This is a genomic window from Microcella sp., assembly GCF_033763155.1.
Taxonomy (GTDB): Bacteria; Actinomycetota; Actinomycetes; order Actinomycetales; family Microbacteriaceae; genus Microcella.
The window spans coordinates 1-8,270 of sequence record NZ_JANRKZ010000267.1; the positions used below are offsets into that span (position 1 = coordinate 1).

The 8,270-nt window shown below is 67.0% G+C and carries 8 protein-coding genes; all 8 read right to left on the reverse strand.

Annotated elements, in window-relative coordinates; translation table 11 throughout:
* Positions 1 to 39: 39 nt before the first annotated feature.
* Positions 40 to 423 (reverse strand): 50S ribosomal protein L7/L12, encoded by a 384-nt coding sequence (rplL, locus tag SFU54_RS11350; protein ID WP_319016381.1) that lies wholly within the window; start codon positions 421 to 423, stop codon positions 40 to 42.
* A 47-nt stretch (positions 424 to 470) separates the two neighbouring features.
* On the reverse strand, positions 471 to 986 hold the full coding sequence (gene rplJ, locus SFU54_RS11355) for a 50S ribosomal protein L10 (protein ID WP_319016382.1): 516 nt from the start codon (positions 984 to 986) through the stop codon (positions 471 to 473).
* 336 nt (positions 987 to 1,322) lie between these two features.
* Positions 1,323 to 2,801, reverse strand: a complete 1,479-nt coding sequence (locus SFU54_RS11360) for a HAMP domain-containing sensor histidine kinase (RefSeq protein ID WP_319016383.1) — start codon at positions 2,799 to 2,801, stop codon at positions 1,323 to 1,325.
* The gene (locus SFU54_RS11365; protein ID WP_319016384.1) at positions 2,801 to 3,541 is read right to left on the reverse strand and encodes a response regulator transcription factor; all 741 of its coding nucleotides are present in this window, start codon (positions 3,539 to 3,541) and stop codon (positions 2,801 to 2,803) included. Before SFU54_RS11365 ends, SFU54_RS11360 begins: the two co-directional genes overlap by 1 nt.
* A gap of 476 nt (positions 3,542 to 4,017) precedes the next feature.
* Positions 4,018 to 5,028: a sugar phosphate isomerase/epimerase family protein gene (locus SFU54_RS11370; RefSeq protein WP_319016385.1), complete on the reverse strand. Its 1,011-nt coding sequence runs from the start codon at positions 5,026 to 5,028 to the stop codon at positions 4,018 to 4,020.
* Positions 5,029 to 5,103: 75 nt separating this feature from the next.
* Complete coding sequence (locus SFU54_RS11375) at positions 5,104 to 6,186, reverse strand: Gfo/Idh/MocA family oxidoreductase (RefSeq protein WP_319016386.1); 1,083 nt, start codon at positions 6,184 to 6,186, stop codon at positions 5,104 to 5,106.
* A gap of 9 nt (positions 6,187 to 6,195) precedes the next feature.
* Positions 6,196 to 7,308: a Gfo/Idh/MocA family oxidoreductase gene (locus tag SFU54_RS11380; protein WP_319016387.1), complete on the reverse strand. Its 1,113-nt coding sequence runs from the start codon at positions 7,306 to 7,308 to the stop codon at positions 6,196 to 6,198.
* On the reverse strand, positions 7,305 to 8,054 hold the full coding sequence (locus SFU54_RS11385) for a sugar phosphate isomerase/epimerase family protein (protein WP_319016388.1): 750 nt from the start codon (positions 8,052 to 8,054) through the stop codon (positions 7,305 to 7,307). The genes SFU54_RS11380 and SFU54_RS11385 overlap by 4 nt, the downstream gene beginning before the upstream one ends.
* Positions 8,055 to 8,270: the final 216 nt, after the last annotated feature.

Sequence of the window (8,270 nt, forward strand, 5' to 3'; positions counted from 1 at the left end):
CTCGCGCGATTCAGCAGTCGCTGACCCGGGGGTCGATGACTACTTGAGCACCACCGTGGCGCCGGCCTCCTCGAGCTGGGCCTTCGCCTTGTCGGCGGTCTCCTTGTTGACACCCTCGAGCACGACGCCGGGGGCGCCGTCAACGACGGCCTTGGCCTCGCCGAGGCCGAGGTTCGTGAGAGCGCGAACCTCCTTGATGACCTGGATCTTCTTGTCGCCAGCGGCCTCGAGAACGACGTCGAACGACGACTTCTCCTCGACCTCCTCGGCGGCGGCGGCGGGGCCGGCGGCGGCGGCGACCGCGACGGGCGCGGCGGCGGTGACCTCGAAGACCTCTTCGAACTTCTTGACGAACTCGCTGAGCTCGATGAGCGAGAGCTCCTTGAACGCCTCGATGAGCTGGTCAGTGGTGAGCTTTGCCATGATGACTCCTTCTAGTTGTTTCGTGTCGTGAACCGGTCGGCTGGAAATCAGCTGCCGGACTCCTGCTTCTGCCGCAGCGCGTCAACAGCGCGAGCGGCCTGCGCCAGCGGCGCGTTGAACATGTATGCGGCACCGAAGAGCGAGGCCTTGACGGCACCGGCAAGCTTTGCCAGCACCACCTCACGGCTCTCGAGCTCGGCGAGCTTCATGACCTCTGCAGCGTCGAGCGGCTTACCGTCGAAGTAGCCACCCTTCAGCACGAGGTTGGGGTTCGCCTTGGCGAAGTCACGCAGCGCCTTGGCCACGGTCACGGGGTCACCGTGAACGAAGGCGAGGGCAGACGGGCCGGCGAGCATGTTATCGAGCGAGTCGATGCCAGCAGCGTTGGCCGCAATCTTGGTCAGCGTGTTCTTCACCACGGCGTACGACGCGTCATCACGGATGGTCGTGCGCAGCTTCTTGAGCTGTGCCACCGTGAGGCCGCGGTACTCGGTGAGCAGTACGGCGGTCGAGCTGGAGAAAAGTTCTGTCAGCTCGGCGACCGTTGCTTCCTTGTTCGCCATGGTGCTCCTCTTGATTGTGGTTGGTCTCACCATCACCACCCGGAGCTCATGCAGAGCGTTGGGGCCCGCAGATGACGAAAGGCTCATGCGCACGCGCACGAGCCTCTTCGTGCACCCTCGCAGAGGGGCACGGCTTCAGTTCAGTACACCTGCGCGGGCCGTCGTGCGCTTCGTGAGAAGCGTGCGAACCTTCGGTTGTCGTGACCACTCTCAGACGAGTCTGCGAGCGCGCACGGCAACGACCGGCGGTCTATGGCAAGAGGCCAGCATACGTCACGCACGGCGGGCCGCGCAAAGCGAGTGGCGATCGGCGGTGTGCACCGAGACGCTGAGCGCCTAGGCGGTGGGCGCTGAGGGGGGTGTGGTCGGGGCGACGGCGGGGCGAACGGCGGCCGACCGCGCGATCGGAAGACTCACGCGAAACACCGTTTCGCCGGGTCGCGACGATGCCGCGACCTCTCCCCCGTGCGCCTGCACCACGGCAGCCACAATCGCGAGCCCGAGGCCGGTCGACCCTGTGGCGCGCGAGCGCGAGGTATCGGCCCGCGCGAATCTTTCGAACAGCACGGGCTGCACTTCGGCGGGAATACCGGGGCCCGTGTCGGTGACGGTGATGATCGCGCGGCCCTCGAGAGTGCCGAGCGCGGCCGTGACGCGAGTGCCTTCGGGGGTGTGCACGCGCGCGTTGGCGAGCAGGTTGGCGACAACCTGGTGCAGTCGATGCTGGTCGCCCGCGGCAACGACCGGAGTGCTCGGCACGCGCACGACCCAGTCGTGGGCGGGCGAGGTTGCTTGAGCATCCGCCACCGCATCGGTCACGAGCGCAGCGAGGTCAACCGGGTCATGCCGCAACTCGCGCCCTTCATCGAGGCGCGCGAGCAAGAGCAAGTCGTCGACGAGCGCCGACATGCGAACTGACTCTGACTCGATGCGCGCGAGGGCGTGACGAATATCGTCTGGCAAAGGCTGGCGGCTTCGGCGAGTGAGTTCGCTGTAGCCGCGAATCGCGGCGAGAGGCGTGCGCAACTCGTGGCTCGCGTCGGCCACGAACTGCCGCACCTTTTGCTCGCTCGCCTGCCGCGAGTCAAAAGCGCTTTGCACGTGATCGAGCATGCGCGTGAACGCGACGCCCAGTTGCCCGACCTCGGTGCTCGGATCGGTATCGAGCTTGGGCAACTGATCGGCGAGCGCCACCGTGCCGCGATCAAGCGGCAAAGTCGTCACCGCCGTCGCTGCTTCGCGCACGCGCGTGAGCGGTCGCAGACCCAGTCGCACCACTTCGCGCCCGAGCACGGCCGCAACGATGAGGATGCCGCCCAGCACGGCGGCGATGACGGCCGCGAGGCGGGCCGTCGTGGCCGAGACTTCGGCGGTCGGCAAGCCGACGATCAACGCAGCGCCACCCTCGGTGGCGGTTGCGAGCACGCGAAATTCTCCGAGCCCGCCGGGCAGGTGCACCGTCGCTGGGTCGCCCAGCGTACGCGTTGCGATGACGCGCAGCTGCACGCTACTGAGCTCGCGCACGTTGGCGTCGCGGTCGAGGTAGGCCGCCACTGCTGATCCGTCTGACTGCACGAGACCGATGAGCGACCCGGTCGGAAGGCCCGGGCGATCAAGGTTCTGCTCAGGGCCTCGACCCGGGGCCGCGAAATTCTCGATGCGATCCGCGATGACCCGAAGTTCATCGTCCAGCTGCGCGAGCAGGTTGGCCCGCAAGAAGTACACGCTCAAGACACCGATCGCGAGAGTGGCCATCATGAGCAGCACGAGGATGCCCGCAACGAGCCGCTTCTGCAGCGACCATCCTCCGCGCATTAAGCGACCGGCTTGATCATGTACCCGACGCCCCGCACCGTGTGGATCATGGCGGGGCCGAGGCTGTCGATCTTCTTGCGTAGGTACGAAATGTAGATCTCGACGATGCTCGACCGGCCGCCGAAGTCATAGCTCCAGACGCGGTCGAGAATCTGCGCTTTGCTGAGCACGCGCTTGGGGTTGCGCATCAAGTAGCGCAACAACTCAAACTCGGTCGCGGTGAGCTCGATCTCGGTGTCGCCTCGGCGCACCTCGTAGCTCTCTTCGTTGAGCACGAGGTCGCCCACGGTGATCTCGGGATTGGCCCGCTCGCTCACCACAAGGGTGCTGCGGCGAATCAGCCCGCGCAGCCGCGCAACGAGCTCTTCGAGACTGAAGGGCTTGGTCACATAGTCATCGCCGCCCGCCGTGAGCCCCACGACGCGGTCGTCGACTGAGTCTTTCGCGGTGAGGAAGAGCACGGGTACATCACTGCCGTCGGCGCGCAAACGCCGCAGCACCTCCAAACCATCGAGGTCGGGCAGCATGATGTCGAGCACGACGACGTCGGGCTTGAACTCGCGGCCGTGCTGCAGGGCTTGCTGGCCGGTCAGCGCGGTGCGAACATCCCACCCCTCATATTTGAGGGCCATCGAGACGAGGTCAGCGAGAGAGGGCTCGTCATCGACCACGAGGGCCCGAACGGGCGACCCGTCAGGGCGCGTGAGGCGGGGGGTTTCCGGAAGCTCGTCGTCAGCCATGACCCCAGTAACGCGCATGAACCTATGAGCCGTCTTGGAGCCTGCCCTGCGCGATCCGTGCGCGCGTAGGTGCGCGAGCAAGATAGAGCCCCGGCCGCTAGGGGGGAGCAGGCCGGGGCTCTCGGGGGAAGGAGTGGGGGGCGTGAACTCAGGCTCGGTGTGATCCGCGTGAACGCCGTCCCGTGCCGGCGACGGCGGCGATCAGCGCGAAAAACACCACGAGCGACACAGTCATGACCATGGGCAGAGTGACCATTAAGCGCCTCAGATTCGGGTTCGTGCGCGTCTTCACCCGGCCGTGGGAGGCGACCGGGCGACCGAGGACTCGGCCGTTCGGGTCGGCCAAGTCCACCATCTGGGGGACCGGGTTTGTCCCCCACGACCAGTGTGCGCTTAACGAACACCCCCTGCAGTCCCCCGTTGGGGGGCGAATCGGTCCCCAGAAAGGGGGACTCACTGTTTCACTTTTCGCGCGGCTAATCCTGGTGTGAGAACGCCGCGTCGAACGACTGCTCGGGAAGATCCCACAGCAACGAGCGCACAAAACCCACTGCCTCGGCGGCACCGTGCAGGCGGCTCATCCCCGCGTCTTCCCACTCAATCGAGATCGGGCCGGCGTAGCCAATCGACTTGAGCGCACGAAACGCGTCTTCCCACGGCACGTCGCCGTGCCCCGTCGAGACGAAGTCCCATCCGCGCTTGGGGTCACCCCACGCCAAGTGCGAGCCCATGACACCCGCTCGTCCGTTCTGCGGGCGCACGCGAGTGTCTTTGCAGTCGACGTGATAGATGCGATCGGCGAAGTCGACAATGAAGCCCACGGGGTCGATGTTCTGCCACATCATGTGCGAGGGGTCCCAGTTGAAGCCGAAGGCCTCCCGGTGATTGATGGCCTCAAGGCTTCGCACGCTCGTCCAGTAGTCGTAGGCGATCTCGCCGGGGTGCACCTCGTGCGCGAAGCGCACTCCCTCGCTGTCGAAGACGTCGAGGATCGGGTTCCAGCGGCGTGCAAAGTCGTCGTAGCCCCCGTCGATGACACTCGCCGGCACCGGAGGGAACATCGCGACATACGGCCAGATGCTCGAGCCCGTGAAGCCGACGACCGTGTCGACGCCGAGGCGACGAGCGGCCCGAGCGGCGAGCTTCAGGTCGTCGGCAGCGCGCTGGCGCACGCCCTCCGGCTCGCCGTCTCCCCAGACCCGGCTCGAGAGGATCGCCTGGTGCCGAAAGTCGATGGGGTCGTCACACACGGCCTGCCCCGCGAGGTGGTGCGAGATTGCGTAGACCTTCAGGTTGTGTCGCTTCAGGATGTCGAGCCGACCCTGCAGGTAGGCGTCGTCCTCGACCGCACGCTGCACGTCGAGGTGCTCGCCCGAGCACGCGATCTCGAGGCCGTCGTAGCCCCACTGCTCGGCAAGAGTCGCAACCTCTTCCAAGGTCAAGTCGGCCCACTGGCCGGTGAACAGGGTGACGGGATGCGTAGACACTAGTGACTCCTTCGTCGAGGTTTGGTCGGGTGGTGGTGGTCGGGGACGGCGGTGCTCGGGCCGCGAGCTGCGCGACTAGAGCTCGCTCCAGGTGCCGGAGCGCGCTGACGCGAGCACCGCATCCGTCAATCGTGCCGCGCGCACGCCATCGGCGAAGACCGGAAGGCCATCGGCAACCGTTCCGCGCACGGCCGCATACGTGTCGGCGGCGAACGCGGTGAACGCGTCTTGGTAGCCGAGGGGGTGACCGGGCGGCAGCACGGCAAGTCGTGCCGCGTCGGGGTGAAGTTCGTCGTTGTTGCGCAGGTGTCGTTCGCTGGCAGTGCGGCGACCGATCCACAGTTCTTCGGGGCGCTCTTGCTCGAACCGCAGCGTCTCGGTAGCGCCGTGCAGTTCGAGCACCAGCCCGTTCTTGCGCCCAGGAGCCACTTGCGACACGAGCAGGCTGACCACTGCACCGCTCGCAGTCTGCGCGAGCACTCCGGCAAGGTCTTCTGTGCTGACGGGGCCCGTGGATGCCCGCTCGGCAAACACGGTGCTCGTGAGTGCCTGCAGCCGCACCAGGCGGTCGCCCGTCACAAACTCGAGCAGGTCACACAGGTGCGAGCCGATGTCGGCGAAGGCCCGCGAGGCCCCACCCGCCTCGGTGGACACCCGCCAGTTGTCGTCGGCCGCAGCGAGCAGCCAGTCTTGCAAGTACGCACCCTGAACGCTGAAGAGTTGCCCGACCTGACCCGCCGCAACCCGGGCACGCGCTTCGCGCACCATGGGGTGAAAGCGATAGACGAACGGCACGGTGGCCACGACTCCGGCCGCGGTCGCCCGCTGCTCGAGGTCGACGGCGTCGGCCACGGTCGTCGCGAGCGGCTTCTCTGTCACCACATGTTTGCCCGCGGCAAGAACCCGCACCGTGACGGCATGGTGGGAGGCGTTCGGGGTCACCACGTGCACGAGGTCGACGGCGGGGTCGGCGAGCAGGGCATCCACATCGGCAAAGGCCACCTCGGCCCCGATGCGGTCGGCGGCCTCACGAGAGCGCGCCGGGGTTGAGCTGGTCACGCCGACCACGCGCGCGCCGGCGGCACGAGCGGCACGACTGTGCACGTCTGCCATGAATCCGCCGCCGACGAAGGCGACTCCTAGGGGTGCGTGGCTCATGAGTGGCTCCTAGAGGGTCGAAGCGGTCGGGTCCCAGTCTTCGGGCAATGCGGGCGGAATCGCAATCGTGCTCGCGATCGGCACCGCGGCGCCGTCGGTCTCGGCCGACTGCTGAATCGACACCATGAGGTCGAGCACGTGAAACGCAAACTCGCCCGATGCCCGCTCGGGCCGACCGGCACGAATGGCGCGCGCGAGCTCGACAACGCCGGCACCGCGCGAGAAGGTCGACCCGCTCGCGGGCACGACCTCGGCCTCTGACTCCTCAAACATGCCGTCGCGCCAGATGCGCAGCTCGCCCTCGAAGTTGTTCGGGTCGGGCAAGCACAGCGTGCCCTCGGTGCCCGAAATCTCGACGATGCCCACCCGCGGCCGGCTCGATTGAAACGAGAACGTGCTCTGCGCGCTCGTGCCGCTTTCGAAGTCGATGAGGGCAGCGATGTGCGTCGGAACCTCGACGGGAAACGTCTCGCCCGCGCGCGGCCCCGACCCGATGACGCGGGATGCTCGCGACCGCGATCCGCGCGCGACAACCTGCGCAGCCGGACCCATAAGTTGCACGAGCGTCGAGAGGTAATACGGCCCCATGTCGAAGAGCGGCCCGCCGCCCCGCGCATAAAGAAAATCGGGGCTCGGGTGCCACGTCTCCGGGCCAGAGACCTGAAAGAGCGTGAGCGCCGTGAGCGGAGTACCAATGGCACCCGACTCGATCAAGCGACGGCCGGTCTGGATGCCCGCACCCAGCACGGTGTCGGGCGCACACGCAACGCGCAAGCCGAGGCGGTGGGCCTCATCGAGCAACGCCTGGCCGCTCTCGAGGTCGAGCGCAAAGGGCTTTTCGCTCCACACGTGTTTGCCGGCCGCCAGCGCGTCGAGCGCCACGGGAACGTGGGCGGCGGGAATCGTGAGGTTGACGACGATCTCGATGTCATGGCGCGCGAGAAGTTCGGCTACCGAACCACTCGACGGAACGCCGTACTCGGCAGCCCGCGCAGCGGCGCGGTCGGTGTCGAGGTCGGCCACCATGAGCACGCGCACGTCGGCCGCGCGAGTGAGGTTCTCGAGGTACTGCTGACTAATGACGCCCGCGCCGATGACTCCGACGCCGACAGGGCCCGTCACAGTTCGACCCCCAGCGAGCGCACGTGGGCGATGCTGGCGGCGATGCCCTCGAACAGGTCGCCCGCATATTCGTCAAACTCGATGACGGGTCGCGCCGTCGGAGCGGCGGCGAGAATGTCGGCGATGGGCATGGCCCCCTGGCCAGCGGGCTGCTGCAGTGCCGTGTCCCGCGAGATCGGGCCGTCTTTGATGTGCAGCGCGACAACGCGCTCGCCCAGCCGGCCGAGCAGTGCGACGGGGTCGACCCCGCCGACGGCGCTCCAGTAGGTGTCGAGCTCGAGCACAACCGGAGCGTCACCAAGCTCATCAGCAAACACCTCGAGGGCGGGGGTGCCGTCGACGAGAGTCTCGAGTTCCCACCAGTGGTTGTGATACCCGACCTGCAGACCGTGGTCGGCGGCTTGCCGCGCAATCTCGGTGAACTCTGCGGCGAGCGCCGCGACATCCGACCGCGTGGTCCACCGCTCTTCGGGAATGTAGGGGTCAATGAGCGTCGCGACGCCGAGCGCTCGCGCCGCGGCGAATGCGGCATCGTGAACGCCGCCATGCAGCGTCACATGAGAGGTGGGGGCTGTGAGGTGCGCCGCGGCAAGAGCGGGACCGAGGGTGTCCGCGGCTTCTACGAGACCGTACGGTTCGACCGCGCGCACCCCGAGGTCGGCCAGTCGTTGCGTGGTCGCTGAGAGATCAGCCGCAAGGGCATCACGCACGGTATAGAGCTGCACAGAGGCAGATGGACGGGGCACGGCACGACTCCTCAGTGGTGGCGATCACACTTTCAATGCGCGATCGATGCGTCCACTCTACGGGCGCGCGTGACGCGCAACCAAGATAGGTATGACCTAAGCGGCGTCCGGTGTCGCGGCCGATGTCATCACCGGTCGGGTGACGAGTCGGGTCGCGCGCACAATGCCGAAAACCACGAGCCACGCAATGCCGATTGTCGTCGCGACAAGTTCGAG